General features: G+C 69.2%; 22 protein-coding genes and 5 pseudogenes. 12 read left to right on the top strand and 15 right to left on the bottom strand.

The window, feature by feature from the left end:
* Positions 1-74: 74 nt before the first annotated feature.
* The 4 genes from H0I39_RS11890 to H0I39_RS11875 form a co-directional block, all read right to left on the bottom strand.
* Positions 75-566, bottom strand: coding sequence for a Spy/CpxP family protein refolding chaperone (locus H0I39_RS11890; protein ID WP_180550627.1), 492 nt, complete (start codon positions 564-566; stop codon positions 75-77).
* A gap of 146 nt (positions 567-712) precedes the next feature.
* Positions 713-1,186, bottom strand: a complete 474-nt coding sequence (locus tag H0I39_RS11885) for a copper chaperone PCu(A)C (RefSeq protein WP_180550626.1) — start codon at positions 1,184-1,186, stop codon at positions 713-715.
* Positions 1,187-1,249: 63 nt separating this feature from the next.
* A complete protein-coding gene (locus tag H0I39_RS11880; RefSeq protein ID WP_180550625.1) occupies positions 1,250-1,894 on the bottom strand; it encodes an SCO family protein in 645 nt (214 codons plus the stop codon).
* Between the two features lie 81 nt (positions 1,895-1,975).
* Complete coding sequence (locus H0I39_RS11875; RefSeq protein ID WP_180550624.1) at positions 1,976-2,332, bottom strand: hypothetical protein; 357 nt, start codon at positions 2,330-2,332, stop codon at positions 1,976-1,978.
* 142 nt (positions 2,333-2,474) lie between these two features.
* Here H0I39_RS11875 and H0I39_RS11870 point away from each other — a divergent pair, with 142 nt between their 5' ends.
* Positions 2,475-3,119: a glutathione S-transferase gene (locus H0I39_RS11870; protein WP_180550623.1), complete on the top strand. Its 645-nt coding sequence runs from the start codon at positions 2,475-2,477 to the stop codon at positions 3,117-3,119.
* A 92-nt stretch (positions 3,120-3,211) separates the two neighbouring features.
* Here the strand turns inward: H0I39_RS11870 and H0I39_RS11865 are convergent.
* Positions 3,212-4,020: pseudogene (locus H0I39_RS11865) on the bottom strand (enoyl-CoA hydratase/isomerase family protein).
* Positions 4,021-4,076: 56 nt separating this feature from the next.
* Here H0I39_RS11865 and H0I39_RS11860 point away from each other — a divergent pair.
* The 4 genes from H0I39_RS11860 to H0I39_RS11845 all read left to right on the top strand — a co-directional run bounded on the left by H0I39_RS11860 (position 4,077) and on the right by H0I39_RS11845 (position 6,700).
* Complete coding sequence (locus H0I39_RS11860) at positions 4,077-4,841, top strand: enoyl-CoA hydratase/isomerase family protein (protein WP_180550622.1); 765 nt, start codon at positions 4,077-4,079, stop codon at positions 4,839-4,841.
* Positions 4,838-5,509: a glutathione S-transferase family protein gene (locus tag H0I39_RS11855; RefSeq protein ID WP_180550621.1), complete on the top strand. Its 672-nt coding sequence runs from the start codon at positions 4,838-4,840 to the stop codon at positions 5,507-5,509. Before H0I39_RS11860 ends, H0I39_RS11855 begins: the two co-directional genes overlap by 4 nt.
* A 32-nt stretch (positions 5,510-5,541) precedes the next feature.
* On the top strand, positions 5,542-5,955 hold the full coding sequence (locus H0I39_RS11850; protein WP_180550620.1) for a VOC family protein: 414 nt from the start codon (positions 5,542-5,544) through the stop codon (positions 5,953-5,955).
* 142 nt (positions 5,956-6,097) lie between these two features.
* Entirely contained in the window at positions 6,098-6,700 is a 603-nt protein-coding gene (locus H0I39_RS11845; RefSeq protein WP_180550619.1) for a MarC family protein, read from the top strand.
* Between the two features lie 4 nt (positions 6,701-6,704).
* Here the strand turns inward: H0I39_RS11845 and H0I39_RS11840 are convergent, their stop codons facing one another.
* Entirely contained in the window at positions 6,705-7,544 is an 840-nt protein-coding gene (locus H0I39_RS11840) for a DMT family transporter (RefSeq protein WP_180550618.1), read from the bottom strand.
* Between the two features lie 272 nt (positions 7,545-7,816).
* Between H0I39_RS11840 and H0I39_RS11835 the strand changes: the two genes are divergently transcribed.
* Complete coding sequence (locus H0I39_RS11835) at positions 7,817-8,023, top strand: dodecin (protein WP_180550617.1); 207 nt, start codon at positions 7,817-7,819, stop codon at positions 8,021-8,023.
* A gap of 57 nt (positions 8,024-8,080) precedes the next feature.
* Here the strand turns inward: H0I39_RS11835 and H0I39_RS11830 are convergent.
* A pseudogene (locus H0I39_RS11830) lies at positions 8,081-9,090 on the bottom strand (fumarylacetoacetate hydrolase family protein).
* 81 nt (positions 9,091-9,171) lie between these two features.
* Here H0I39_RS11830 and H0I39_RS11825 point away from each other — a divergent pair.
* Both H0I39_RS11825 and H0I39_RS11820 read left to right on the top strand, forming a co-directional pair.
* A complete protein-coding gene (locus H0I39_RS11825) occupies positions 9,172-10,260 on the top strand; it encodes a DUF3108 domain-containing protein (protein ID WP_180550616.1) in 1,089 nt (362 codons plus the stop codon).
* Positions 10,261-10,411: 151 nt separating this feature from the next.
* On the top strand, positions 10,412-10,693 hold the full coding sequence (locus H0I39_RS11820; RefSeq protein WP_180550615.1) for a BTH_I0359 family protein: 282 nt from the start codon (positions 10,412-10,414) through the stop codon (positions 10,691-10,693).
* Positions 10,694-10,787: 94 nt separating this feature from the next.
* On the opposite strand, the gene H0I39_RS11815 is transcribed toward H0I39_RS11820, so the two are convergent.
* Positions 10,788-11,897, bottom strand: coding sequence for an AbrB family transcriptional regulator (locus H0I39_RS11815; protein WP_180550614.1), 1,110 nt, complete (start codon positions 11,895-11,897; stop codon positions 10,788-10,790).
* Between the two features lie 45 nt (positions 11,898-11,942).
* Here H0I39_RS11815 and H0I39_RS11810 point away from each other — a divergent pair, with 45 nt between their 5' ends.
* Positions 11,943-12,779: a ChaN family lipoprotein gene (locus H0I39_RS11810; protein WP_180550613.1), complete on the top strand. Its 837-nt coding sequence runs from the start codon at positions 11,943-11,945 to the stop codon at positions 12,777-12,779.
* 499 nt (positions 12,780-13,278) lie between these two features.
* Here the strand turns inward: H0I39_RS11810 and H0I39_RS11805 are convergent, their stop codons facing one another.
* From H0I39_RS11805 to H0I39_RS11795, 3 genes and pseudogenes are all read right to left on the bottom strand, one after another.
* On the bottom strand, positions 13,279-13,773 hold the full coding sequence (locus H0I39_RS11805; protein ID WP_257645767.1) for a hypothetical protein: 495 nt from the start codon (positions 13,771-13,773) through the stop codon (positions 13,279-13,281).
* 105 nt (positions 13,774-13,878) lie between these two features.
* Positions 13,879-17,178 (bottom strand): annotated as a pseudogene (locus tag H0I39_RS11800) (carboxyl transferase domain-containing protein).
* Between the two features lie 427 nt (positions 17,179-17,605).
* Positions 17,606-19,218: pseudogene (locus tag H0I39_RS11795) on the bottom strand (AMP-binding protein).
* Between the two features lie 127 nt (positions 19,219-19,345).
* Between H0I39_RS11795 and purU the strand changes: the two are divergent.
* Positions 19,346-20,200 (top strand): formyltetrahydrofolate deformylase, encoded by an 855-nt coding sequence (gene purU / locus H0I39_RS11790; protein ID WP_180550612.1) that lies wholly within the window; start codon positions 19,346-19,348, stop codon positions 20,198-20,200.
* Between the two features lie 113 nt (positions 20,201-20,313).
* Here the strand turns inward: purU and H0I39_RS11785 are convergent, their stop codons facing one another.
* From H0I39_RS11785 to H0I39_RS11770, 4 genes and pseudogenes are all read right to left on the bottom strand, one after another.
* Positions 20,314-21,243, bottom strand: coding sequence for a hypothetical protein (locus tag H0I39_RS11785; RefSeq protein ID WP_180550611.1), 930 nt, complete (start codon positions 21,241-21,243; stop codon positions 20,314-20,316).
* The gene (locus H0I39_RS11780; RefSeq protein WP_180550610.1) at positions 21,222-21,659 is read right to left on the bottom strand and encodes a hypothetical protein; all 438 of its coding nucleotides are present in this window, start codon (positions 21,657-21,659) and stop codon (positions 21,222-21,224) included. Before H0I39_RS11780 ends, H0I39_RS11785 begins: the two co-directional genes overlap by 22 nt.
* Positions 21,599-22,528: a hypothetical protein gene (locus tag H0I39_RS11775; RefSeq protein WP_180550609.1), complete on the bottom strand. Its 930-nt coding sequence runs from the start codon at positions 22,526-22,528 to the stop codon at positions 21,599-21,601. The genes H0I39_RS11780 and H0I39_RS11775 overlap by 61 nt, the downstream gene beginning before the upstream one ends.
* Positions 22,529-22,707: 179 nt before the next feature.
* A pseudogene (locus H0I39_RS11770) lies at positions 22,708-23,397 on the bottom strand (YggS family pyridoxal phosphate-dependent enzyme).
* 60 nt (positions 23,398-23,457) lie between these two features.
* On the opposite strand from H0I39_RS11770, the gene H0I39_RS11765 reads away from it, so the two are divergent.
* Complete coding sequence (locus H0I39_RS11765; protein WP_180550608.1) at positions 23,458-24,501, top strand: type IV pilus twitching motility protein PilT; 1,044 nt, start codon at positions 23,458-23,460, stop codon at positions 24,499-24,501.
* Between the two features lie 194 nt (positions 24,502-24,695).
* Positions 24,696-25,832, top strand: coding sequence for a PilT/PilU family type 4a pilus ATPase (locus H0I39_RS11760; protein ID WP_180550607.1), 1,137 nt, complete (start codon positions 24,696-24,698; stop codon positions 25,830-25,832).
* The last annotated feature ends 212 nt before the right edge of the window (positions 25,833-26,044 follow it).

The following is a 26,044-nucleotide window of genomic DNA, read 5'->3' as shown; positions in this document are numbered from 1 at the left end:
CGGCGTGCCAGGCCACGGCCCGGCGCGCCGCCCGCCTGTGCTTCATGGCCTGCGCCCCGAGCGGGGCGCGTGGGTCAGCGCAGGCCGTCCAGGTAGCGCTGGATGAGCTGCGTGTACTGCTCGGGCGTCAGCGTAGTGCGCATGAACACCACGCAGCGCTCGCGCGCCTGCATGTGGTCCAGCTCGGCCTGCGACACCTGGCGCATCAGATCACCCGTGGGCTGGCCCGACAGCATGGCCGCGCGCAGCTGGCCGCGCAGCGCCAGGATGTTCTTCTGCCCGGCGATGCGCTTGGGCATGTTGGCCTCGCGGTAGGCGGTGATGGCCTTGATCTGCTCGGGCGTGAGCTTCAGGTCGGCCTCGTAGCGCATGGTCAGCGGCATCAGCTCGGCGATGGGCAGTGCCGCATCGCCCGGCACGGACTTGCCCAGGGCCGCGGCCGGCAGCGCTGGCACGGCAGCTGCGGCGGGCGCCGCGGATTTGGCCGGGGGCGCGGTCTGCGCGCAGCCGGCCAGCAGCAGGGCCGCGACCACGGCAGAAAGAGAAAGTGGGTGCATGGTTTTCATGGTGTTGAGCTCCGTCCGGGGTTCATACGAACTCGCTTTCAAGAATGACAAATGACGAATGACTTCGCTGCGCTTCGATGACAAAGGGGTTGTTCGTCATCTGTCATGCGGCGGTAGCCGCGGTCATTTGTCATGGCTTGGAGGCATCAATGCTTGCCGTGCTGCATGGCCGCAGGGGCGGCGTTGCCGGCGCCCAGCGCGGTGACGGGGGCCTTCACCTCGTGCGTGAAGCGCTTCTTGCTGGCGATTTCCTCGAAGGTCAGCGTCACGGGCACGGTCTCGCCGCCCTTGATCTGCTGCTTCAGGTCCATCAGCATCACGTGGTAGCCGCCGGGCTTGAGGCTCATGGTGCGGCCCTTGGCGATCTCCAGCCCGCCGGGGATTTCGCGCATCTTCATCACGTCGCCCTCCATCACCATCTCGTGGATCTCGACCACGCCGGCCACGGGCGACTGGCCGGCGACGAGCTTGACGTCCTGCGCGGCGTCGATGTGCATGAACAGGCCGGTGGCCTTCTGCTGCGGCACGGTGGCGCGCACCCACGGGTCGGAGACGGTGACCTGCGCGTGCGCGGCGGCGGCCAGGGCGAGGGCGGCGAGGGTGAAAGCCATGCGTTTCATGATTGAACTCCTTGAAAAGAATCGAGCGAAGAAAGAGAAAGGGGAACGAGGTGCCGCGCCGCTTCAGTCGTGCGGCAGCAGCAGGGCGATGTCGTGCGCGTAGTCCTGCGCGGTCTGCTCGTGCCGCAGCGCCAGGCGCAGGCGGCCCTGCACATCGAAGATGTAGGACAGCGCGGTGTGGTCCATGGTGTAGCTGCTGCCGGTGGGCACCTGCTTGTAGTACACCTTGAACTCGGCGGCGGTCTGCTTCAGCCGTTCGGCATCGCCGCGCAGGGCGACGAAGCTGGGGTCGAAGGCGGCCATGTACTCGCGCAGGATCTCGGGCGTGTCGCGCTCAGGATCGACGGTGACGAAGATCACCTGCAGCTGGTCGCCGTCGGGGCCGAGCAGGCGCTTCGTTTCCACCGCGCGGGTCAGCGCGGTGGGGCACACGTCGGGGCACTGCACGAAGCCGAAGTACAGCAGCACCAGCTTGCCGCGGTAGTCGGCCAGCGTGCGCTCCTGGCCGTCCACGTCGGTCAGGCGGAAGTCGCGGCCGTAGGGGGCGCCGGTGATGTCGATGCCGCGAAAGCTGGGCTGCTGGCCGGTGGCCTGGCCCAGTTGGTCGCAGGCCGAGAGCGCCGCGCCGCCGAGTGCGGCCAGCGCCACACCCGAAAGGCGCGCCAGCGCGGTACGGCGCGGCGGGTTGAGAACCTTGGATGGGGGCATGCTGCCCTCCTGCAAATGCTGAATGAAATGAGGCGCCAGCGCTTGTTCATCAAGCGCGGACAGCTACAAAAACAATAGCGATCAGGAGGGCAGCGGTGGCGCGCGCGCCTGCCACGGCAGGGCCGCGGCCAGCGGCAGCGGGCGAAGATCGACGGTGGCCCAGGCCAGCGCCGGCACCTGCGGCGGCTGCGGCGCCACGAACGGCGCCGGCGGCGGGGCCGAGGCGACGAGGCACAGCGCGCAGTCGAGGTGGGCGCTACCCAGTTCCACCGCGCCGTCGTCAGTGTGCACCACGGCCTTGATCTGGCCGGCGGCGCCGCAGACGAGTTCGATGGTCTGCGGATTCACCAGCGGCGATGCCGCCGCCACACCCAGGGCAAGCGCGAACCACGCCAGCACGAGGCGGGCGAGGTAAGGGGCGCGGCGCAGGGCTTCCATCGGCGGTTGATTATGGGGCAGGCGGCGCGCGGTCGGTTGCGCGACATCAAGCGGACTGCGTGCGCGCTAAGCTGCGCGGCGCGCGATCGCCCTGGCGGCACGCAGGCCCCACACCCACCCTCATCATTTTTCGGAGACACCCATGCTCAAGCTCTGCGGCTTCTCGGCCAGCAACTACTACAACAAGGTCAAGCTCGCGCTGCTGGAAAAAGGCGTGCCCTTCGAGGAAGTGACGGCCTGGGTGGGCGAAACCGACCTGGCCGCCAGCCCGCTGGGCAAGGTGCCCTACGCCATCACCGACGAGGGGCCGATGAGCGAGTCGACCGTGATCCTCGAATACGTGGAAGACCGCTACCCCGAAAAGCCGCTGATGCCCGCCAGCCCCTACCAGGCCGCCAAGGTGCGCGAGCTGCTGCGCTACATCGAGCTGCACCTGGAGCTGGTGGCGCGCAACCTGTACCCCGAGGCCTTCTTCGGCGGCAAGGTGAGCGACGCGGCCAAGGAGAAGATTCGCCCGCAGCTGGAAAAGAACATCGCCGCCTTCGGCCAACTGGCCAAGTTCAGCCCCTACATCGCCGGCAGCGACTTCACCCTGGCCGACTGTGCCGCCGCCGTGCACCTGCCGCTGGTCAGCAGCGCCACCAGGATCATCTACGGCCAGGACCTGCTGGCCGACCTGCCGGCAAAGGACTACCTGAAGCGCCTGGGCGAGCGGCCCAGCGTGCAGCAGGTGAACGCCGATCGCAAGGCCAATACAGAGGCGCTGATGGCGCGGACGAAGGGCTGACCTTCATCCGATACAAGGGAGTATGTGTTGTCAGCGCCCGTCTATCGGGCGCTAGAGGCAGTCTATCATGGGAGTATCCATGATGCCACGCTTCAATACTTCGGCGCCCGCCGCTCGCGCAGGCTGGCCACGCCTTCCTGCACATCCGGCCCGGCGAAGCCCATGAATTCGAGCGCCAGCGAGGTGTCGAACTCGGCCCCGCCTGGCGGTACCAGTTGTTGAGCGAGTACTTGGTCCAGCGGATGGCGGTGGTGCTGCCGGCGGCCAGCTTGTCGGCCACTTCGTAGGCTTTGTCGAGCAACTGGTCGTCTTCGACCGCCAGCGACACCAGGCCGATGCGCTCGGCCTCTTCGCCGGTCACGGTCTCGCACAGCATCAGGTAGTACTTGGCCTTGGCCATGCCGCACAGCAGCGGCCAGCAGATGGCGGCGTGGTCGCCCGCGGCCACGCCCAGGCGCGTGTGGCCGTCGACGATCTTCGCGCTCTTGGCCGCGATGGAGATGTCGGCCAGCAGGCCCGCCACCAACCCCGCACCCACGGCCGGGCCGTGCATGGCGCTGACGATCGGCTTGTCGCAGTTGATGACGTTGTAGACCAGGTCGCGCGCTTCCTTCCACACGCGCGTGCGCACTTCGAAGTCGGCCGCCATGTCCTGCACCAGCGCCAGGTCGCCCCCGCCCGAGAAGCCCATGCCCTCGCCGCGCAGCACCACGGCGCGCACGGTGTCGTCCTTGTCGATGTCGCGCCAGATTTCGGACAGTTCCCAGTGGCCGTCGTGCGCGGCGGTGGGCAGCTTGCCGTTCTTGGCCTTCATCTGCAGATCGAGCACGGCGTTGTTGGCACCGCGGCGGGTGATGTTGAACGTCTGATAGCGGCTGTAGTCGACGGCGGGTGCGGTCATGGAAGCGTCTCCTCGTGTGTCAAGATGATCTGATCGTAAGCCCTGCCACGCCCGCCATGCCCCTTGCCATCCTGCACCGCGACGGCGCGGTCAGCGTCGTCACGCTGAACCGCCCCGAGCGGCTGAACGCCATCGGCCTGCCGCTGCTGACCGACCTGCACGCCGCGCTGCAGGCGGCGCAGCAGGATGTCGACACGCGCGCCATCGTGCTCACCGGTGCCGGCCGCGCCTTCTGCGTCGGGGCCGACCTGAAGGACGGCGCCGGCGAAGGCACCGCCGCCGACCTGGGCGCGCGCATGGCCGATGCGTTCCAGCGCATCACCCGCGCCATCGTGGGCGGGCCCAAGCTGGTCGTCGGCGCGGTGCACGGCTATGCGGTGGGCGGCGGGCTGGAATGGCTGTTGAACTGCGACCTGGTGGTGGCGGCCGACGACCTCGTCGCCTTCTTCCCCGAGATGCAGCTGGGCCACTTCGTGACCGGCGGCGTGACGCACCTGCTGCCGCAGGCGCTGGGCCACCAGCGCACCATGGAACTGCTGGTGCTGGGCGAACGGTTGTCGGCCGAGCGCCTGCACGCGCTGGGCCTGGTGAACCGCGTGCTGCCGCGCGATGAGATGCTGGACACCGCGATGGCGCTGGCGCGCAGCGTGGCCGAGCGCTCGCCGCTGGCCACGGGCCTGCTCAAGCAGGCGCTCATCGGCGGTTCGGCCGCGCTGGCCGCGGCGCTGCAAGCCGAGCAGGCAGCGGCCACGCGCTGTTTCGACGATCCCGACACGGCGCAGCGCATTGCCGCCCTGTCGAAGCCAGGCGCCGCGTCATGAGCTACACGCTGCACCACTGCGTCGATGCGCGCTCGTTCCGCACGCTGTGGATGCTGGAGGAGCTGGGCCTTCGCTATGAGCTGCGCATGCTGCCGTTTCCGCCGCGCGCGCTGGCCAAGGATTACCTGGCGCTGAACCCGCTGGGCACCGTGCCGCTGCTGACGGCAGATGACGGCGTGCGCCTGACCGAATCGGCCGCCACCTGCCAGTACCTGGCCGCGCGCCACAGCCCCGGCGGGCTGGACGTGGCCGCGCACGAACCCGATCACGCCGCCTACCTGAACTGGCTGCACATGAGCGACGCCACGCTGACCTTTCCGCAGACGCTGGTGCTGCGCTACGCGCGCTTCGAGCCGCCCGAGCGCCAGCAACCACAGGTGGCGCACGACTACGCGCGCTGGTTCCTCGGCCGCCTGCGTGCGCTGGAGGCCGCGCTGGCCGATGGGCGCCCCCACCTGTGCGCCGGTCGCTTCACCGCCGCCGACGTGGCGGTGGGCTATGCGGTGATGCTGGCCAGCTTCATCGACCTGCCGCAGCCGCTGCCGGGCAGCGTGGCGGCCTACTGGCAGCAGCTGACGCAGCGCCCCGCCTATGCCCGCGCACAGGCGGCGCAGCACGCGGCGGCGCTGGCGCAGGGCGTGTCGCCCCGGCCCTCGCCGCTGGGCTGAGCCGCGCGCCCCAGCCGCGCTATCCTGCCGCCATGAAAGCCCTGTTCCACCTCGCCTACCACGTCACCGATCTCGACGCCGCGCGCGCCTTCTACGGCGGCGTGCTGGGCTGCCGCGAGGGGCGCAGCACCGACACCTGGGTCGATTTCGACTTCTTCGGCCACCAGATTTCGCTGCATCTCGGTGAGCCGTTCAAGACCACCGACACCGGCCATGTCGGCGAGCACCTGGTGCCGATGCCGCACCTGGGCCTGATCCTGCAGCGTGCCGACTGGCAGGCCATGGCCGACCGGCTGCAGGCGGCCGGCACGGCCTTCGTGATCGAGCCGCAGCTGCGCTTTGCCGGCCAGCCGGGCGAGCAGTGGACGATGTTCTTCCGCGACCCGTTCGGCAACCCGATCGAGATCAAGGGCTTCGAAGATCTGGCCTCGGTCTACGCCGCCTGAGCCCTGTGGGAGCGGGCTTGCCCGCGACAGGACGCCTCACCCCAGTTGACGCCGCATCGCGGGCAAGCCCGCTCCCACAGGCGCAGTGGCAGGCCGCGGCCGCACAATGGCCGCTGCCAGCCCGGTCGCCGGCTCTTGAACCATGATCACCACCTTCGGCTCCGCCACCATCCTGCTGCTGCTCATCACCGACCCGCTGGGCAACATCCCCATCTTCGCCAACGCGCTGAAGCCGGTGCCGGTGCAGCGGCGCTGGCGCGTGATCCTGCGCGAGGTGCTCATCGCCTTTGCACTGCTGCTGGCCTTCATGTTCCTGGGCGACGGCTTTCTGCGCCTGATGAACCTGTCGCCGCTGTCGCTGCAGATGGCGGGCGGCGTGGTGCTGTTCCTGATCGCGCTGCGCATGGTGTTTCCGCCGCCGCCATTGCCGGCCGACGCGCCGGTGAGCGAACCGCTGATCGTGCCGCTGGCCGTGCCCGCGCTGGCCGGGCCTTCGGCGCTGGCCACGGTGATGCTGCTGGTCAGCCAGGCACCCGAGCGCCGCTGGGAATGGGTGGCGGCGCTCTGCGTGACCATGGCCGTGTGCGCCGTGGTGCTGCTGCTGGCCGAGCGCCTGCAGCGCGTGGTGGGCCTGCGCGTGCTGCTGGCCTTCGAGCGGCTGATGGGCCTGATCCTGGTGGCGCTGTCGGTCGAGATGCTGCTGCGCGCGGTGCGCGAGCTGGCGCGGCAACTGGCCTCGGCCTGAGCCTTCACCGCGCCGGCCGCGCGTGGAACACCAGCACCAGCCCCGCCACCACCAGCCCCAGGCCCAGCAGCGCCAGCGGCGCCATGCGGTTGCCCAGCAGCCACCAGTCGAGCAGCGCCGTGCCGCCCGGCACCAGGTAGAACAGGCTGGTGACGTTGACCAGGTTGCCGGCGCGCAGCAGGCGGTACAGCAGCACCGTGGCGCCGACCGAGATCACCGCGCCCAGCCACAGCACCGACAGCGCGAGCATCGGGTGCGGATCGAAGCGCGGCGCCTGCGTGGGCAGCAGCGCCACGCACAGCGCCAGCGCCACGGCGCACTGCAGCGGCAGCACGCGCGTGGGCGGCTGGGCGATGCGCTTCTGCGCCATGGTGCCGAGCGTGATGCAGCCCAGCGCCGCCAGCGCCCAGGCCACGCCGGCCACCGACACGCGGGCGCGCAGCAGGCTGTCGAGCACCACCAGCACCAGGCCGATCAGCGCCAAGGCGAGCCCCAGCCAGCGCAGCGCGGGCGCGCGCCGCTCCTGAAGCAATAGCGTGGCGATCGGCTGCACGCCCAGGATGGTGGCCAGCGCACCGGGCGTCAGGCCCTGGTCCAGCGCCAGGAAGTAGGTACATGAGTAGCCGCCAACCAGCAGCAGGCCGGTGCCCGCCACCTGCGCGCGCGTGCCCGGCGCGGGCAGCCACGCGCGCTCGCGCCAGCCGAGCAGCGACAGAAACGCCAGCGCCACGCCGAAGCGCAGCGCCAGCAGGACGAAGGGCGAGGCGTGGTCCAGGCCCCAGCGGGAGAAGATGGCGCCGCTGCTCCACAGCAGCACGAACAGCGCCGTCGGCCATGCGTTCATGAGAGATCACCTTGGAGGCTATCCGCCTCTGAAAAACCCGAAGAAAAGCACCGCGCGCAGCAGCGCAGTGCCGACCGTGAAAGGATCGGGCGAAGGACGTCAGCCGTTCGCCCGTGCGCCCGGCGGAGGGGCGGCCACGGCAGGCGGGCTCAGGTGATGGAAGGACATGCGCCGCATCATCAAAGCGCCGCGCCAGCGCGTCGATAACCCCTGCCGACGCAGCCTGCCGGCCGCGCACTACGATGGTTCCTCACCCACACAGGAGACAAGCCATGGACGACCACATCTACAAGCACATCCACCTCACCGGCTCATCGACCGAAAGCATGGAGCAGGCCGTTCGCGCCGCGCTGGCCAAGGCCAAGGATTCGGTGCGCAACATCAACTGGTTCAAGGTGATCGAGACGCGCGGCCACGTGGTCGACGGCGAGGTCGGCCACTGGCAAGTGACGATCGAGGTGGGGTTCAGGCTCGACTGAGTCGACGCCTACCAAAAAGCTATTTTTATATAGCTGCTCGCGCTTGGTGGACGGGCGCTAGCGCCCGAATTGACTCACATTCTGCTCGATGGCGCCGAACACCGATTCGCCGTCCTTGCCCTTCATCTCGATGCGCACGGTGTCGCCGAAGCGCATGTAGTCGGTCTTGGGCGCGCCGTCCTGGATCGTCTCCATGGCGCGCTTTTCGGCGATGCAGCCGTAGCCCTTGGGCCATTCGCGGCGGCCATCCTTCTCGACGCCCGGGTTGCTGACGGTGCCGCTGCCGATGATGCTGCCGGCGCGCAGGCGCCGCGTGCGCGCGGCGTGGGCGATGAGCTGGCCGAAGTGAAAGCGCATGTCGGGCCCGGCATCGCAGCGGCCGACCTTGCGGCCGTTCCAGTCGATCTGCATCGTCAGGTGCACGCGGCCCTCGATCCAGGCCTCGCCCAGCTCGTCGGGCGTGACGGCCACGGGCCCGAACGCGGTGGACGGCTTGCCGTGGAAGAAGCCGAAGCCCTTGGCGAGTTCGTCCGGGATCAGGTGGCGCAGGCTGACGTCGTTGACCAGCATGAGAAGGCGGATGGCGTCCAGCCCCTGCTCGGGTGTGGCGGCCATGGGCACGTCGCCGGTGATCACGGCCAGTTCGGCCTCGAAGTCGATGCCGAAGTCCTCGCTGGCGACGCGGATGGCGTCGTGCGCACCCAGGAAATCGTCGCTTCCCCCTGGTACATCAGCGGATCGGTGAAGTAGCTCTCGGGCAACTCGGCACCGCGCGCGGCGCGCACCAGCTCGACGTGGTTCAGGTAGGCCGAGCCATCGGCCCACTGGTAGGCGCGCGGCAGCGGCGCCATGCACAGCGTGGGGTCGAACGGGAAGGCGTGGCGCGCCTTGCCGTGATTCAGTGTGTCGTACAGGTCCTGCAGCTGGGGCGAGATGAAGTTCCAGTCGTCCAGCGCCTGCTGCAGGCGGTTGGCGATGCCGGTCGCATAATGGGCCGTCGTCAGGTCGCGCGAGACGACCACCAGTTGCCCGTCGCGCGAGCCGTCTTTGTAGGTTGCCAGTTTCATGGATGCAGAGGCTGAGATTCGTTGCGCTGGCCCGCGCGGGGAGCGGGCCATTCTAGGCCAGCGCCCCCGGCGCGCCGTGCCATGAGCCGGCGCCCGCCCGCCTGGCGCCGACCGCCGCTGATGCTGGTCGGTGCGGTGGCACTGGGGCATGCGCTGCTGCTGCGCCCAACACCACCCCCAACGTTTGCGCCGGCCGTGGCCCAGGCCGCAAAACCCGCGCCGGTGCTGGTGCGCACGGTGCACGCACCCCCGGCGACAGCCCCGGCGCCCGCGCTGGTCGAAGCCACTGCACCGCCGCCGGTGGTCGTTCCACCGAAAGCCGTTCGCCCGGTGCGTGCCCTGAAGCCGGCGCCGCGCCCGACCACCACGCCGCGCGCGGCCCAGACCGTGGCGGCAGCGCAGACCGCCCCGCCCAGCCCCGCGGCCGATGAACTGCCCGCCACGCCCACGCTGGTCGCGGCGGCCGAGGCACCAGCGCGCACCGCCAGCGCCGCACCACCTGCGTCCGCGCCCAGCCCCAGCGCCCCCGCACAGTTGCCGCCTTCGGCCACGCTGGATTACCAGGTGAGCGGCACCGCGCGCGGCATCGCCTTCCAGGCCGAAGCCCAGCTTGTCTGGCAGCGCAGCGCCAGCCGCTACCAGGCCGAATGGACAGTGCGCATGCCCCTGCTGGGCCAGCGCACGCAGCGCAGCGAAGGCGCGGTGAGCGACGCCGGCCTGGCGCCCGAGCGCTATGCCGAGCGCGCCCGCAGCGAGCGCGCCGCGCATTTCGACCCGGCCGGCGGGCGCATCCGCTTTTCGGCCAACACGCCCGACGCCGCCTGGCAGGCCGGCGCGCAGGACCGGCTGAGCGTGTCGCTGCAACTCGGCGGCCTGCTGGCTGCGGCGCCCAAACGCTACCCGCCCGGCAGCAGCATCACGCTGCACACAGCCGGCGTGCGCGATGCCGAACCCTGGACCTGGGACGTGCAGGCCGACGAGACCCTGCACATCGACGGCCACGCGCTGCCCACCGCGCGGCTGGTGCGCCACCCGCGCAAGGACTACGACACCCGCGTGGAACTGTGGCTGGCGCGCACGCTCGATTACCTGCCGGCGCGCCTGCGCATCACGCAGGCCAACGGCGATGTGGCCGATCAGCAACTGAAATCGCTGCCCGAAGGGCGCTGAGGCAGGCTGCAACGCCCCGGAAACGGGCTTTTGCACGTCAGCCTCAGGCTGACGGGTTGTCAGGGACAACACGTACACCTTGAAAGCCCCCATGCGTTCTCATATACAGGGTGGAACCAATTTCTTACCCCCTGAAAGGCTCAATGCACTGATGAATACGCTCTACGACTCCGACACCTTCGCGGTGGTCCACCTGCTGCCGGATTCCCATGTGGGGACCGACATGGCAGAAGGCCAGCCCGTGCTGGCGCGCCACGGATTCGAGATCGTGGACAAGCGCTCGGGCAAAGAGGTCTACCTGGACGGCCTGTGGGCCGAACTGTTCCAGCAGCGCATCGCCGCCTGGCAAGAGAACACGCCCACCCAGGAAGAAGTGGAAGACACGCTGGAAGGCTACGCCGAACTGGCACAGAACCCGGTGGTGGTGCACTGACCCGCCCTGCACCCGACGAAAAAGGCCCGCGCTGCACGCCGGGCCTTTTCTTTGCTTCTTTATTGATAGCTGCTGGCGCAGATGGGACGGGCGCTCAAGCCCGATTCGGCACTGAATCCAGCCGCCGTTCCCAGCACCGGAACACCGGCTCGGCCAGCAGCAGCACCGCCACCAGCCGGCAGACCTGAAACGCCGTCACCACCGGCACGCCCAGCTGCAGCACCTTGGCGGTGATCGCCATCTCGGTGATGCCGCCGGGCGAGGTGGCCAGCATCAGCGTGACCGGGTGGATGCCGGTGGCCCAGGCCAGCGCCCATGCGAACAGCGCGCAGGCCACGATCATGCCCACGGTGCCCAGCGCCGCCGCCCCCAGCCAGCGCGGCGCCGCGCGCAGGAACTGGCGCGAAAAGCGCACGCCCAGACTGATGCCGATGACCAGCTGCGCCGCGTTGGTCAGCGCCGTCGGCACGGCCGACAGGTGCAGCCCCGCCATCGTCGGCGCCATGGCGGCCAGCAGCGCGCCGATGAACCACGGGTTGGCGCGCCCCGTCAGGCGCATCGCCATGGCGCCCAGGCCGGTGACCAGCAGCAGCCACAGCAGGCCAGGCCATTCGGCCGCGCGCGCCGTGGGCGGGGTCATGTCCAGCGCCTGCAGGCCCCAGTGCTGCTTGGCCCACTGCATGGCAAAAGGAATGCTGAGCACCACCACCGCCATGCGCACGCTGTGCGCGGCGGCCACCAGATCGGTGCGGGCGCCGGCGCGCTCGGCCAGCAGCGTCATCTCCGACGCACCGCCGATGGCGCCGGCGAAGTAAGTGGTCGCCCGCCGCTCGGCCGGCGCCAGATGGGCCAGCTGGCCGCGCAGCGCCCGGTCCAGCCAGGTGCCGAAACCCAGCCCCAGCGCCAGCGCCCAGGCCACGCCCAGCGCCACGGCCCACCACAGGCTGGCCACCAGCCGCGTCACCTCTGGCGTGAAATACAGGCCCAGCGCAGCGCCGATGGTCCACTGACCGGCATTGCGCAAGGCGTTGGCGCTGTAGGTGGGCAGGCCGGCCATGCTGGCCCCGGCGGTGGCCAGCAGCGGGCCGATCATCCACGGGATGGGCGTGCCCAGCGCGACGCACGCCCGCGCGGCCAGCCAGGCCAGCAGCAGCGTCAGCGCGGTGCGCCACAACAGGTGAACGGAAGCGGAAACTGCGGGCATGGGGCGTTGGGCGAGCGCGTAGTATGGCGCGATGCGCCGCCCCCTTTGCCCGCCGCCGCACTGAGCCTGGCCCTGCTGGGCGCGGCCGGCTGTGCCACGCCCGCCCCGCTGGGCGCCGACGGGCAGGCGCGCCTGGCCACCCTGCTGCCGGCCGATGTGCTGCTGCTGGGCGAGCAGCACGACGCGCCCGCGCACCAGCAGTTGCAGCGCCAGACGGTGCAATGGCTGGCCGCGCGCGGCGCACTGGCCGCGCTGGCGCTGGAGATGGCCGAGCAGGGCCGCAGCACCGCCGGCCTGCCGCGCCACGCCAGCGAGTCGCAGGTGCAGCGCGCCCTGGCCTGGCGCGATGCCGGCTGGCCGTGGCAGACCTACCGCCCGGTGGTGATGGCCGCGGTACGCGCCGGCGTGCCGGTGCTGGGCGCCAACCTGCCCGCCGCGCGCCAGCGCGAGGCGATGCGCGACGCCGCGCTGGACGCCCGCCTGCCGCCCGCCGCGCTGGCCGAGCAGCAGCAGCGCATGCGCGACGGCCACTGCGGCCTGCTGCCCGAATCGCAGATCGGGCCCATGACGCGGGTGCAGATCGCGCGCGACATCGCCATGGCCGACACCGTGCGCGCCGCGCGGCAACCCGGCCGCACGGTACTGCTGGTGGCCGGCAACGGGCACGTGCACCGCGCGCTGGGCGTGCCGCTGCACCTGCCGCCGGATTTGACGACCAAAGTGCTGTCAGCGCAGTCTGGGCAAGCGCAGGCAGCTATTGATTCAGAAGTAACCGACACCCTGCCGGCACACACCAGCGGCGCCGACCTGCTGTGGCCCACGCCGCCCGTGCCGCCGCGCGACTACTGCGCCGAACTCAGGCGCGCCACGCGCCAGCCCTGAGGGCCTGTCTGCGATCTCGCCACGGGCCGTGCGGGCGCGGGCCATCGATGTGCAGGCAGGGCGGCGCCACCGTCCATGCTGTGGGAGCGGCCTTGGCCGCGATGAGGCGCTGCCTGGGGTGGGTGCGCCGCATCGCGGCCAAGGCCGCTCCCACAAAGCACGCTGCAATCGAAGTCGGCGCCGCGCCGACGAGTTGGCCAGGAGAACAAATACTCCCCATATACACTTCGCTAGCGCCCGAATAAAGGGCGCTGGACACGCATACTCCCCATAACGCCAACAGCGGACGGGCCCGCAGCACGAAACCCATCGCCCGGTCGGCGGGTAGCCGTGAACGGCAACCTGGGGCCAGTCTATTGATGACTCCGCGTCATGCATGACACGCTGGCGGCCCTCACGCCAGCCCCGGATCAATTCCGGGGCAGGCGCTCTCCCGGAGGGAGAGGGGCTTTCCTTGGCGCGGCACGCGCTGTCATGCTCTTGAAAAACGTCAACAGGCTCAGTACCGGCGCGGGTCGTTCGGCCGGCGGTCGTAGCGGTTGGGCACGCCGTCGCGGTCACGGTCCGCGCCCGGGCGCGCACCGGGGCGGCCTCGGTGGTCCTGGTAGCCGCGCGGGCCGCGGTTGTCCCAATGGCGCGGGCCGGGGCTGACCACGCGCACCGGGCGGGCATCCCAGCGCGGCGGCTGGTAGACCCAGCGGTTGCCTTGGGCGCGCCAGGCGGCCGGCACGTAGGCATGGCCCGGCCGCGCCTGCAGCCAGTGGCCGCGGCGCCAGATGTAGTTGTTATGCGCCCACTCGTAATGCCCCGGTGCCCACACCCAACCGGGGCGCGGGGCGGGCACCACCTCGTAGCGCGGCGGGGGCGGGGGCGTGCCGATCTGCACGTTGATGTAAGCCTGCGCCTGCGCGGCCGTGGGCAGCGCCAGACCAGCGAGGCCGCCGGCCGCCACGGTGGCGGCCAGCAGCAGGGATTTGATCGAGACGGCTTTCATGGATCGCTTCCTTTCGTCATGAATGGCGATGCGTCCATGGTGGCCCGCGCATGTCAAGCGCGTGCAAAGCGGCGGCAAAGTAGTGCGGTGGGCTGGTATCCGCGCTCACCACGCGTCGACGAAGCCGCGCGCCGCACCGCGCGGCCCGCTGCTTGAGGCCAGCCCGCGCGCCAGCCAGGCGCGCGTGTCGGCCGGGTCGATCACGGCGTCGATCTCCAGCGCGGTGGCCATGTTCATCGCCTCGCCATGCTGGTACTGCTGCGCCACCAGTTGGGCGAACAGCGCGTCGCGCTCGGCGCCCGCGGGCACCGCCTCCAGCTCCTTGCGAAAGCCCAGGCGCACCGCGCCTTCCAGCCCCATGCCGCCGAACTCGCCCGTCGGCCACGCGATGGTGAAGAAGGGCTGGTGAAAGCCGCCCGCCGCCATGCCCATCGCCCCCAGCCCGTAGCCCTTGCGCAGCACCACGCTGAAGAACGGCACGCGCAGCGCCCGCCGCCACGAACAGGCGGCTGACGTGGCGCACCTGCGCGGTCTTTTCCACCTCCGGCCCCACCATGAAGCCGGGTGTGTCGATCAGGCTGACGATGGGTAGGCCGTGCGCGTTGCACAGCTGCATGAAGCGCGCGCCCTTGTCGGCGGCATCGGCATCGATGGCGCCACCCAGGTGCAAAGGGTTGTTGGCCATCAGGCCGACGGGCCGCCCCTCGATGCGCGCCAGCGCGGTGTGGATACCGGCGCCGAAGCCCGTGCGCAGCGGCAGCAGGCTGCCCTCGTCCACCAGGCCGCGCATCGCCGCGCGGGTGTCGTACACGCGCAGGCGGTTCTCGGGCACCACGGCGCGCAGGCCGCGCTGGTCGGGCGTGATCCAGTCCTTCACGCGGCCCTGGAAGAAGCTCAGGTAATGCCGCGCGGTGGCCACCGCCTCGCGCTCATCGGCCACCAGCACGTCGATCACGCCGTTGGCGTGCTGCACGTCGGCCGGGCCGATATCCTCGGGCGCGAACACGCCCAGGCCACCGCCTTCGATCATGGCCGGCCCGCCCATGCCGAGGTTGCTGTTCTTCGTCGCGATGATCACGTCGCTGCAACCCACCAGCGCCGCGTTGCCGGCAAAGCAGCGCCCGGCGACGATGCCGACCACCGGCACCTGGCCCGAGAGCGACGCATAGGCCGAGAAGGTGCCGATGTCCAGCCCCGCCAGCACATTCGAATCCACATCGCCCGGCCGGCCACCGCCGCCTTCGGCGAAGAGCACCACGGGCAGCTTCTCCTGCAAGGCCAGGCCCAGGATGCGGTCGGTCTTGGCGTGGTTGCGCATGCCCTGCGTGCCGGCCAGCACGGTGAAGTCGTAAGCCATCACCGCCGTGCGCGCACGCTCGGCGCCGAAGATGAGGCCGTTGACACCACCCACCCCCGTCACCATGCCGTCGGCCGGCGTGTTGGCGATCAGGTCTTCCATGCTGCGGCGGCGCGTCTGCGCGGCAATCGCCAGCGCACCGTATTCGATGAAGCTGCCTTCGTCGCACAGGTCGGCGATGTTCTCGCGCGCCGTGCGCCCGCCGCGCGCGTGGCGCCTGGCGATGGCCTCGGGCCGCGCGTCGTCCAGCGTGAGGGCGTGGCGATCCAGCACGCGCTGCAGGTCGGCGCGGATGTGGTCGGGGTCTTGCGCCGCCTGGTCAGCCGCCGCTTGCTCTGCCGCGTGTTCGGCCTCCTCCAGCACCAAGATTACATCGCCCTGCGCCACGTAGGCATCCGCTTCGGCGAACAGGGCACGCACCACGCCGGCGTGCGGCGCGCTCAGCACGTGCTGCATCTTCATCGCTTCCAGCACGGCCAATTCGGCGCCGGCGGGCACGGCGTCGCCCACCTGCACCGACAGCTGCACCAGGCGCGCCGGCATGGGTGCGAGGATGGAGCCTTCGGGCGCTTCGGCGGCAGACAGCGCAGAGGTTTGATTTGAATGAAATTGGCCTTCTGCGCCCGTCCGACGGGCGCGAACAGCTATATTTTTGAAGCATCCAGCAGTTCTGGCAAAGCGGCTTCCAACCACCGCGTGTGCACCTGCTGGCTCGCCATCTCGGGGCGTTCTGCCAGCGCGCTCAACAAGGGCAGGTTGACCGTCAGGCCATCCACATGACATTCGGCCAGCGCGCGCTGCGAGCGGCGCAGCGCCGCCGCGAAGTCCGGGCCGTGCACGATCAGCTTGGCCAGCAGGCTGTCGTAATGCGGCGATGGCACCACCCTCGCCTGCGCATGTGTGTCCACGCGCACACCGGGGCCGCTGGGCCAGGCCAGATGCGCGATGCGGCCGCTGGCGGGCAGCGCATGGCCCTGCGCATCCAGCGTTTCGGCGTTGATGCGCCACTGGATGGCGAAGCCACGCTCGGGCACCGGCGTGTCTTCCGCCAGGCCAAGCTCCGCCAGCGTTCGCCCCGCCGCCACCTGCACTTGCAGCGCCACCAGGTCGATCCCCGTCACGGCCTCGGTCACCGTGTGCTCGACCTGCAGGCGCGGATTGGCCTCGATGAAGACGAAGGGCAGGTCGGCCGATGCCTCGTCCACCAGGAATTCGAACGTTCCCAGCCCGCGGTAGCCCGCGCGCCGCGCCATCGCCAGCGCGGCCTGCTCGATGCGCGCGCGCAACCCGGCCGCCAGCGTGGGGCTGGGGGCGATCTCCACCAGCTTCTGGAAGCGCCGCTGCAGCGTGCATTCGCGCACGCCCAGGCTCACCACCTGCGCGCCGTCGCCCATCACCTGCACCTCGATGTGGCGTGCACGCGGCATCAGGCGCTCGACGTACACGCCGCCTTCGCCGAACGCGGCCTGCGCCTCCGAGGTGCAGCGCTGCCACAGCGGCGCCACGTCTTCGGCGCGCTCCACCACCCGCATGCCGCGCCCGCCGCCACCCGCCACCGCCTTGATGACGATGCCGCCCGCGCCCTGCGCCATCTGCTCGGCGAAGAAGGCTTCGGCCTCGGACAGCGTCGTCGCGTGGTTCAGGCCCGGCATCAGCGGCACGCCGCATTCGGCCGCCAGCGCGCGGGCGCGCGCCTTGTCGCCGAACAGCGCCAGTTGCTCCGGCGTGGGGCCGATGAAGGTCAGGCCCGCATCGGTGCAGGCCTGGGCGAACGCCGCGCTCTCGCTCAGGAAGCCGTAGCCCGGATGCACCGCGTCGCAGCCCTGCGCGCGGGCGGCGACGATCAGCGCAGCACCATCCAGATACGCCGCCGGGCCGGTGGCCTGCAGCGCGACGGCGTGGTCGGCCAGCTGCGTGTGCAGCGCACCCGCGTCGTCCTGCGCGAACACGGCCACGCTGGCGCAGCCCAAGTCATGCAACGCACGAGCGATGCGGACGGCGATCTCGCCGCGGTTGGCGATCAGGATTTTTTCAGCATAAGAGATCACTCACAGGCCACGGGCGCGGCCCTCACCCCAACCCTCTCCCAGAGGGAGAGGGAGTAAAACAGCACGCCGCGCGAAGCAGCGGCCTGACAAGACCAAGGCCGAGCGCAGCGATGGCCCGTGTCGCATTTCAACCTCCCCTCTGGCCGTGCCGAGAAGCGCAGGGCGTGGGGCGGGCGCGGCAGCGCAGCATGCCGCGCTTCGTGCTCTGACTCGCTGCGGTTGTCTGAGCGAAGCGCGCAAGCGCGCAGCGAGTTCCGCAGCGCCGCCCCGCGCCCGAGCATCGCAGGTCGCCCGCAGCGAAGCGAAGGGACACGGCCGGTGGGGTCGCCTTTTTTGCCTACTTTTCTTTGGCGAGACAAAGAAAAGTAGGTCGCCCGCCGGGGCGAACGCCCGGCCAGCCGCGCTCGCAGGCCCCACACCGTCACCATCAAGCCACATCCTTCAACAACCGCCGCAACACCTTCCCCGACCCCGTCGCCGGCAACGCGTCGATGAAGGCCACGTATCGCGGCGCCTTGTAAGTCGCCATGTTTTCCCGACTCCACGCCATCAGCTCCTCAGCCGACACCTCAGCGCCGGGCTTGCGAACCACAAACGCCTTCACCACCTCGCCCTTCTCCGCATCCGGCTCGCCCAGCACGGCCGCCTGCGCCACCGCCGGGTGCTTGATCAAAATCGTCTCCACCTCTTCCGGGAACACGCTGTAGCCCGAGACCTTGATCATCTCCTTGGTGCGGCCGATGAAGGTGAGATAGCCATCGGCGTCCATGCGGCCCTGGTCGCCCGTCCACACCCAGCCATCTCTCAGCGTCTTCGCGGTGGCCTCGGGCTTGTTCCAGTAGCCCTTGAAGTTGCCGGGCGACTTCACGGTGATCTCGCCCACCTCACCGACCGTCTTCTCGGCGCCGGTCTCGGCATCGACGATGCGGATCGTGACGCCCGGCATCGGCCGGCCGTGCGTGCCCCAGCGGATGGCGTCGTGCGGCATGCCGGTATCCATGGTGTGCGTTTCGCTCAGGCCATAGGCAGCTTCATAGCTGATGCACGGCCCGCGCGTGAACGCCTGCCACTGCTGCGCCAGCGGCTCGGTGAAGGTGATGCCGAAACTCGTGACCGGGTTGCGCAGCAGCTCGCCAGGTCGAAGCGCTGCGCATCCGGCACCTGCATGCAGGCCACGTTCATCGGCGCGATCGAGTACCAGTGCGTGACCTTGTAGGCATGAATCGCCTGCAGCACGGCGACGGGATCGAAACGGAACAGCAGCACCTGCGTGGCGCCCGCCAGCACCGGCACGTTCACACCCATCAGCATGCCGGCGATGTGGTACAGCGGCGCCACCGACAGCGCCACGTGCTGCGCGCCGATGCCGGCCGATGCGGCCGTCACCTCCGTCTTGAACAGCGCATTGCCGAAGCTCAGCATGGCCCCCTTGGGCAGGCCGGTGGTGCCGCTGGTGTAAGTCATCAGGGCGATGTCATCCATCCCAATGGAACCTGGCGTTGGTCGCCGTCCACTCTGCGCACCCTGCTGCGAAATCTGAAGCATATCAGCGACGCCGGCCGGCAGCGGCGCCGACGCGGCCTGCAGCTCGGATGGCACGGGCAGCGTCGGCTCGGTCGGCAGCAGATCGCCGTAGCGCACCGCCAGCACATGCTGCAGCGCCGTCTGCGCGCGCACCTGATCGACGATGGGCAACAGGTTGTCGGCCGCGATGATGACGCGCGCCTGCAGGTCGCCCAGCTGGTATTCCAGCTCGTGCGCCTTGTTCAGCGGCCCGCAGGGGCAGACGATGGCACCGATCTTCTGGATCGCGTAGTGCGCCACCAGGTACTGCGGGCAGTTGTTCATGAACAGCGCCACCGGCGCACCCTTGCCCACGCCGAGCGACTGCAGGTGCGCACCCAGTGCGTCGCTCCAGTCATCCAAATCGCGCCAGCTGATGGCGCGGCCGTACCAGACGAGCGCCGCCGCGTCGGGCTTCTCGCGTGCGTGGCGGCGCAGGTGTGCGTGCAGGGGCTGGCTCTGGGTGGGCGGTGTCATCTTCTGGGTTCCTCGGGTCGCGCTGCCGGGCTGGTGCAAGACTTTGGCAACTCAATATAGCGATTCGACCGCGCACCACAGCGCCACGCCATCGCGCACGCGACAGCCCTGCGACAATCGGCGCCCGATGCAAGACACCACCACCTACATCCTGACGCTTTCCTGCCCCGACCAGCGCGGCATCGTGCACGCCGTGTCGGGCTTTCTGCTGGAGCGCGGCGGCAACATCGAGGAAGCCGCGCAGTACAACGACCACGACACCGGCCTGTTCTTCATGCGCGTGCAGTTCGCCTGCGCCGACGCAGGCGCCGAGGCGCTGCGCGAGCAGATCGGCACGCTGGCCGCGCGCTTCGACATGCGCTGGCAGCTGCACGCTGCGGCGCAGCCCATGCGCGCTGTCATCTTCGTCAGCAAGGAAGGCCACTGCCTGAACGACCTGCTGTTCCGCTGGAAGTCGGGCCTGCTTCCGCTCGACATCCGCGCCATCGTCAGCAACCACCGCGACTTCTACCAACTGGCGGCCAGCTACAACGTGCCTTTCCACCACATCGCCGTCAACAAGGCGAACAAGGCGCAGGCGGAGGAGCGGCAGCTGGAGATCATCGACGGCGAAGGTGCCGAGCTGGTGGTGCTGGCGCGGTACATGCAGGTGCTGTCCGACGCCATGTGCCAGCGGCTGGCCGGGCGCGCCATCAACATCCACCACAGCTTCCTGCCCAGCTTCAAGGGCGCCAAGCCGTACTACCAGGCGCACGACCGCGGCGTGAAGCTGATCGGCGCCACCGCGCACTACGTGACGGCCGACTTGGACGAGGGCCCGATCATCGAGCAGGACGTGGCGCGCGTGGACCACAGCCTGACGGTGGAAGACCTCACGGCCATCGGCCGCGACACCGAAAGCCAGGTGCTGGCGCGCGCGGTGAAGTGGCATGGCGAACACCGGGTGCTGGTGAACGGGCAGCGGACGGTGGTGTTCCGCTGACCCCGCGCCGCGGGCAGGATTTCAGCCCTTGACTGAACGAGTGCCGCGAGGCAGTCGGGCGGCGCTCTCAGACACCACCTGACCACCCTGCCGGCGGGCTTTGACGGCGTCCGTCATCGGCGGCGCAGCAGGCGCGCCAGCAACAGCAGCACGATCAGCCCCAGCACTGCCAGCAGCGTGTAGCGCACGGCATCGGGCTGGCTGTGCCACCAGGCAGCAACCGAACCGGCCGTGCCACTCTCAGCCGCACCCTCAGAAGCATTGGGCGCGGTTCCGCGGGTATCCAGCCATGCCAGCACACCTTCTCGTCCCACCAGCGCGACGTCGCCGCGGCTCAGCAAGTAGGGACGGGCGTCGGCGGCATCGCTGGCCTCCCCGAGTCGCTGCCACAGAATGCCCTGGCGTCCACCTTGGGCGCCCACCACCTCAGCAACCGACAGCCGGTCGAGACCGCTCATGTCGACCCAGTCGATCTCCTTGTTGCGAACCCGCAGGTGGCCGTTCGGCCCCACGCTGGTCGACGAACTGGCGCCTTGCACCGGTACCTCCATGCTCAGGAATGCCTGGTTCGGCTGTACCGGTGCATCACCAGCCGCCACCATCAGCTCCGCACTGCCCGGCGACATGCCCGAAGCAAAGGCCGTGCGGATCACGACCGGCAAGGAACCCACCGCATCTTCCAGATAGCGTTGCGGCACCACCAGCGTGGCGCGGTCCGTCATGTCCGGCAACAGACCGACGAAGCTCGCATCGGCCCGGCCCGGTCCCGTCACGATGTGGCTCGTCGGCAGCACCTGCACCGGAAAGCCCTGGGGAATCTCGTCGCAGTTGTGTGACAGGGGCTGACGCTGGAACACCGCCCGCAACACGTTGCGCATGCCCAGCACGTGGGATGGCACTTGCAGCGTGAGCGATTCCGGCGCGCCCTCGGCCTTCAACTGGGTCGACCCCAGCATGGTGTCGTTCCAGTACACCGACAGGATCGGCGGTGTGGTGGATGGCGAGGGCGCGGCCACCACATTCAGCACGAGTTGCTTGGGCACGCGCCCACCCCCAGCACGGCCGCCAGCGGAAAGCTGCCGCTCCATTCGCCCTTGGCGACCACGTCGATGCTGCTACCGCCGGCGCCCAGGGATGCCAGGCTGAAGGTGTTCTGGCGTTGGGGATCGACCGTCTTGGCCGACTGGACCTGCGCGGTCGGACCCTGCAACACCTGGCGCCAGACACTGTCCAGCGCGCCGACCACACCCGCACCACCCGTCGATACGGCCAGCGTCGGTTGCCCGCCCAGCGCAGCGGTGCGAACGCCGGCAGCACCCTTGACGCCATCGGCGCCAGCGGTTGCCAACAACTGATCACCCCACGCCGCCAACGCGGCTTGCGCCTGCGTGTCGCCACTCATCTGCTGGGACAACGCCGCGATGGCATCGCCCACGCGCTTGCGCAGTTCAGCGTCCACCACCAGCACATCCCCGCGGATGGCGCCGCCCCCGACAGCATGAGCGCAGCCAACTGCGCGGCGTCTTCGATCTTCAAGCCCGAACCCGACCGGAGCCCAGCAAATGCCGGCACACCTGCGAGCGCAGCCGGCACCGACACTTCGCCCAGCGTGACGTTGCTTCCCACGTCGGGCAGCGCCGCCACGCGCGGCGCCTTGCCGGCGCGGGTCAGCGCCGTACCCAGGCGCCAGGCCGTGTCGTACGCGTCCTGGGCCAGTTTCGTGCTGCCCACCAGCAACACGGGCTGCGGCGGCAGCAACCGCCAGGCTTCGTCCACACTCAGGTTCGACAGGCCGTGCCTGAACACCAGCCGGGAATCCGGCGAGATGGTGAGTACGTTGCCCGTGTCCCGCTCCAGCTGGCAGTAGTTGACCGTGGTCAGCGTCTGCCACTGCACGCCCAGGCGCGCAAAGCCGTCGGGCTGGGCCCGTGGCGCCACAGACAGATCGACCGCCAGGGCCGCATCACCTTCCGCCACCGTCTGCGTGTACTGGGGAATGCCGTTGACCGAGAGGATGACGCCGGTGCGTCCTTCCTCCGTCTTGTGGGTGCGGCCGGAGAAATGGATCCGCGCATCAGTCACGTTCGAGCGCGGCATCGGGAAGTAGAAATCGCGGCTGGCGGACTCCTTGAGCAAGGCCACCGGCTCCACCACACCCAGTGCCGACAGTCGAACCTCGCGCGTGTACGACCCATGGGTCGTCAACGCCTGGATCGCTTCGCTGGCGGGGCTCGCCCAGACCGACGTCCCCATGAAGGCCAGCGCAGCGCCGAGAACGCTGATACGTGCTGCGGCACGCAGGCCCGAAAGTTCTGCAGTTGCAGTCATTCTCACTCCCTTCTCATGCAATGTGATGCCCTCGGAGGCGACGCTTTTTCGCAGTCGGCCACCCAGCATTTAATGTAAACAATCGCCATGCGCTCAGCCAGCCCACCGGACAAACCTTCGGCAGACTGGCCACGACGTGCCGAGGACAGGCATTGAGGAGCAGTGGCCAGGCACGGCCATCAGGCGCTTCTGGCCCGCACGCCGAAGATGGCCGTGCCGATACGCACCATCGTGCTGCCGGCCGCCACCGCGGCTTCCAGGTCGGCGCTCATGCCCATCGACAGGGTGTCGAGCCCCAGCCCTTCGGCATTCAACTGATCAAAAAGCGCCCTGGCCCTTGCGTGGACAGCGCAAGCAGCTTCGAAATCAGGAGCAGGCTCGGGGATCGTCATCAGCCCGCGCAGCGCAAGGCGCGGCAGGGCAGCCACGGCGCGGGCCAGCGCCAGCGCCTCGGCGGGTGCCACGCCGGACTTGGTCGGACCGCCGTCGATGTTGACCTGGATGCACACGTTCAGCGGCGCCAGCCCTCGGGCCGCTGGGCCGACAGGCGCTCGGCAATTTTCAGCCGGTCCACCGTGTGCACCCAGTCGAAGTGCTCGGCCACCAGGCGCGTCTTGTTGCTCTGCAGCGGGCCGATGCAATGCCACGCCAGCGCCAGGTCGCGCAGCTGTGCGATCTTGTCGATGCCCTCCTGCACGTAGTTTTCGCCGAAGGCGCGCTGCCCGGCGCCGGCGGCGGCGCACCGCCTCGGCGCCGAAGGTCTTGGAGACCGCCAGCAATGTGACATCTTCCACGTTGCGCCCGGCGAGCTGGCAGGCTGTGGCGATCCGTGCACGCACGTCTTGGAGGTTGCGGGCGATGGTCGTCATAATGCCCGCAGCGTATCAAACTGAAACCTTGGTTTCACTGTTTCCTATTGGGGCTTCGCCGTGGACATTACCCAGTTGCTGGCTTTCAGCGTCAAGAACAAGGCTTCCGACCTGCACCTGTCGGCCGGGCTGCCGCCCATGATCCGCGTGCACGGCGACGTGCGCCGCCTGAACGTGGACCCGCTCGACCACAAGCAGGTGTTCGCGATGCTGTACGACATCATGAACGACACCCAGCGCAAGGTGTACGAAGAAAACCTGGAGGTGGATTTCTCGTTCGAGATCGAGGGCCTGGCGCGCTTTCGCGTCAACGCCTTCAACCAGAACCGCGGCGCCGCCGGCGTGCTGCGGACGATTCCCAGCAAGATCCTGACGCTGGAGCAGCTCAACGCACCCAAGATTTTCGGCGACCTGTCGCTCAAGCCCCGCGGCATGGTGCTGGTGACCGGGCCCACGGGTTCCGGCAAGTCCACCACGCTGGCGGCCATGATCAACCACCTGAACGAGTCCGAATACGGCCACGTGCTGACGGTGGAAGACCCGATCGAATTCGTGCACGAATCCAAGAAGTGCCTGATCAACCAGCGCGAAGTGGGGCCGATGACGCACAGCTTCGCCAACGCCCTGCGCTCGGCCCTGCGCGAGGACCCGGACTGCATTCTGGTGGGCGAGATGCGCGACCTGGAAACCATCCGCCTGGCCATGACGGCAGCCGAAACCGGCCACCTGGTGTTCGGCACGCTGCACACCTCGTCGGCCGCCAAGACGGTGGACCGCATCATCGACGTGTTCCCCGCCGAAGAAAAGGAGATGGTGCGCGCCATGCTCTCGGAATCGCTGGTGGCGGTGATCTCGCAGACGCTGTGCAAGACCAAGGACGGCAACGGCCGTGTGGCGGCGCACGAGATCATGCTGGGCACCCCCGCCATCCGCAACCTGATCCGCGAGGCCAAGGTGGCGCAGATGTACTCATCCATCCAGACCGGCAACGCCATGGGCATGCAGACGCTGGACCAGAACCTGACCGAGCTGGTGCGCCGCAACGTGATCAGCCCGGCCGAGGCGCGGTCGAAGGCGAAGATTCCGGAAAACTTCCCAGGGTAATCAAATCGCCCCCAGGCTCCACATGCTTCGCACTGTTCCGCCACCCCCGTCCGGGGGCGCGCCCAGCGGGCGGGCCAAGCCCTTCCACGGGCGCACTGGCATGGCCTGCTCCGCGGCCGCTGGACGTCTTCGTCCGCCGATGCCCGTAGAACTCAGCCGGAGCGCCCCCAAGGCGCCCACTAAGGAAAGAAACCATGGAACGCGATCAGGCCAGTAAATTCATCAACGACCTGCTCAAGCTGATGCTGCAGCGCAAGGGCAGCGACCTGTTCATCACGGCCGACTTTCCGCCCGCCATCAAGGTCGACGGCAAGGTCACCAAGGTGTCGTCGCAGAACCTGACCGCCGGCCACACGCTGGCGCTGGTGCGCAGCGTGATGAACGACAAGCAGGCGGCCGAGTTCGAACGCACCAAGGAGTGCAACTTCGCCATCTCGCCCGCGGGCATCGGGCGCTTTCGCTGCAACGCCTTCGTGCAGCAGGGGCACATGGGCATGGTGATGCGGGTGATTCCGCAGGAACTGCCCACCATCGACACCCTGGGCATGCCGCAGATCCTGAAGGACGTGGCCATGTCCAAGCGCGGCCTGACCATCCTGGTCGGCGCCACCGGCTCGGGCAAGTCGACCACGCTGGCGGCCATGGTGGACTGGCGCAACGTCAACAGCCAGGGCCACATCATCACGATCGAGGACCCGGTCGAATTCGTGCACCCGCACAAGAACTGCATCGTCACCCAGCGCGAGGTGGGGCTGGACACCGAAGACTGGGAAGCGGCGCTGAAGAACACGCTGCGCCAGGCGCCCGATGTCATCCTGATGGGCGAGATCCGCGACCGCGAAACGATGGAGCACGCCGTCGCCTTCGCCGAAACCGGCCACCTGTGCCTGGCCACGCTGCACGCCAACAGCGCCAACCAGGCGCTCGACCGCATCATCAACTTCTTCCCCGAAGAGCGCCGCCAGCAGCTGCTGATGGACTTGTCGCTGAACCTGCGCGCACTGATCTCGCAGCGCCTGATCGCCAAGCAGGAGGGCAAGGGCCGCACCGCCGTGGTCGAGATCATGCTCAACTCGCCTTTGATCAGCGACCTGATCTTCAAGGGCGAGGTGGGCGAGATCAAGGAGATCATGAAGAAGAGCCGCGAACTGGGCATGCAGACCTTCGACCAGGCCCTGTTCGACGCCTTCGAGGCCAACCTGATCAGCTACGAGGACGCGCTGCGCAACGCCGACTCGGCCAACGACCTGCGCCTGCAGATCAAGCTGACCAGCAAGCGCGCCAAGTCGCTCGACCTGGCCGCCGGCACCGAGCACCTGCAGATCGTGTGACACCCCCTGAGCGGCTGACGCCGCTTCCCCTCTCCTGCGGGAGGGGGACAACGCCAGTGGCCGGGGAGACCCCGGCCACGGCGTTCGCTGGCGCGGCCTGCTCCGCGGCCCTTGGAATCGGGCGAGTCAGCCGGTCGATGACACAATGAATCGCCGCACGTCGGCGACGCGCCGCACCGATCTTCGATGTCGCGCCACCTGCCAAGTCATTC

The organism is Ottowia beijingensis, from assembly GCF_013423955.1.
In the GTDB taxonomy this organism is placed as follows: Bacteria; Pseudomonadota; Gammaproteobacteria; order Burkholderiales; family Burkholderiaceae_C; genus Ottowia; species Ottowia beijingensis.
The sequence above is the reverse complement of the archived record's forward strand: the minus strand, read 5'-3'. Positions and strand labels throughout refer to the sequence as shown.

Bases quoted from the DNA above. Each gene is read 5' to 3' on its own strand.
- H0I39_RS11890 (WP_180550627.1), bottom strand. From the start codon at position 566: ATGAAAACCATGCACCCACTTTCTCTTTCTGCCGTGGTCGCGGCCCTG.
- H0I39_RS11885 (WP_180550626.1), bottom strand. From the start codon at position 1,186: ATGAAACGCATGGCTTTCACCCTCGCCGCCCTCGCCCTGGCCGCCGCC.
- H0I39_RS11880 (WP_180550625.1), bottom strand. From the start codon at position 1,894: ATGCCCCCATCCAAGGTTCTCAACCCGCCGCGCCGTACCGCGCTGGCG.
- H0I39_RS11875 (WP_180550624.1), bottom strand. From the start codon at position 2,332: ATGGAAGCCCTGCGCCGCGCCCCTTACCTCGCCCGCCTCGTGCTGGCG.
- H0I39_RS11870 (WP_180550623.1), top strand. From the start codon at position 2,475: ATGCTCAAGCTCTGCGGCTTCTCGGCCAGCAACTACTACAACAAGGTC.
- H0I39_RS11860 (WP_180550622.1), top strand. From the start codon at position 4,077: ATGCCCCTTGCCATCCTGCACCGCGACGGCGCGGTCAGCGTCGTCACG.
- H0I39_RS11855 (WP_180550621.1), top strand. From the start codon at position 4,838: ATGAGCTACACGCTGCACCACTGCGTCGATGCGCGCTCGTTCCGCACG.
- H0I39_RS11850 (WP_180550620.1), top strand. From the start codon at position 5,542: ATGAAAGCCCTGTTCCACCTCGCCTACCACGTCACCGATCTCGACGCC.
- H0I39_RS11845 (WP_180550619.1), top strand. From the start codon at position 6,098: ATGATCACCACCTTCGGCTCCGCCACCATCCTGCTGCTGCTCATCACC.
- H0I39_RS11840 (WP_180550618.1), bottom strand. From the start codon at position 7,544: ATGAACGCATGGCCGACGGCGCTGTTCGTGCTGCTGTGGAGCAGCGGC.
- H0I39_RS11835 (WP_180550617.1), top strand. From the start codon at position 7,817: ATGGACGACCACATCTACAAGCACATCCACCTCACCGGCTCATCGACC.
- H0I39_RS11825 (WP_180550616.1), top strand. From the start codon at position 9,172: ATGAGCCGGCGCCCGCCCGCCTGGCGCCGACCGCCGCTGATGCTGGTC.
- H0I39_RS11820 (WP_180550615.1), top strand. From the start codon at position 10,412: ATGAATACGCTCTACGACTCCGACACCTTCGCGGTGGTCCACCTGCTG.
- H0I39_RS11815 (WP_180550614.1), bottom strand. From the start codon at position 11,897: ATGCCCGCAGTTTCCGCTTCCGTTCACCTGTTGTGGCGCACCGCGCTG.
- H0I39_RS11805 (WP_257645767.1), bottom strand. From the start codon at position 13,773: ATGAAAGCCGTCTCGATCAAATCCCTGCTGCTGGCCGCCACCGTGGCG.
- purU (WP_180550612.1), top strand. From the start codon at position 19,346: ATGCAAGACACCACCACCTACATCCTGACGCTTTCCTGCCCCGACCAG.
- H0I39_RS11775 (WP_180550609.1), bottom strand. From the start codon at position 22,528: ATGACTGCAACTGCAGAACTTTCGGGCCTGCGTGCCGCAGCACGTATC.
- H0I39_RS11760 (WP_180550607.1), top strand. From the start codon at position 24,696: ATGGAACGCGATCAGGCCAGTAAATTCATCAACGACCTGCTCAAGCTG.